General features: G+C 61.6%; 2 pseudogenes. One reads left to right on the forward strand and one right to left on the reverse strand.

What is annotated here, in order from left to right:
- A pseudogene (locus F0Q45_RS26630) lies at positions 1-386 on the forward strand (acetyltransferase); the annotation flags it as partial.
- Here F0Q45_RS26630 and F0Q45_RS26635 read toward each other — a convergent pair.
- A pseudogene (locus F0Q45_RS26635) lies at positions 373-547 on the reverse strand (N-acetylmuramoyl-L-alanine amidase); the annotation flags it as partial. The pseudogenes F0Q45_RS26630 and F0Q45_RS26635 overlap by 14 nt on opposite strands.

Here is a 547-nt window from a genome sequence, read left to right on the forward strand (position 1 = left end):
ACGAGCTGGTTCGGCGCGGTGTCCGGGCCCTGGAAGCCTTCGGCCGCACGGCGGCAACCGCTGCGTTGCAAGATCCCGGCTTGGTCCCCCCGGACGTGCAGCCGGTGCTCGAGGTCGTCGGTGACTGTTCGATCGACCACTGCATCATCGACGCAGACTTTTTGATGGACGTGGGTTTTGTTGTTGTGGCGCCACACACCTACTTCCCGCGGTTGCGGCTGGAGCTGGACAAAGGTCTGGGGTGGAAGGCGGAAGTTGAGGCCGCCCTAGAACGTCTCCTGGAAAATGCTCAGCTGCAGCAACCAGTGGGTGCGGCAGCTACGGTTGGCAACACAACTCACAGGACACCAGATCTGGGCGCCCACGCCAAATTCAGGAGCCGCTGAGCCTACTGGCCCGCTCTACCGAAAGTTCATGGGCAAGTAACTCAGCGAACGTAAAGGTTCCCGTCGGACGGTCGTTCTTGCCCAGTAAATAGAGCCGCTTAACCGCGGCCAGAATGCCTTCGGCAAGGGCATCGCGGGTCTGGGCGGAGATCAGCATCTCG

The organism is Mycobacterium simiae, assembly GCF_008370645.1.
Taxonomy (GTDB): domain Bacteria; phylum Actinomycetota; class Actinomycetes; order Mycobacteriales; family Mycobacteriaceae; genus Mycobacterium; species Mycobacterium simiae_A.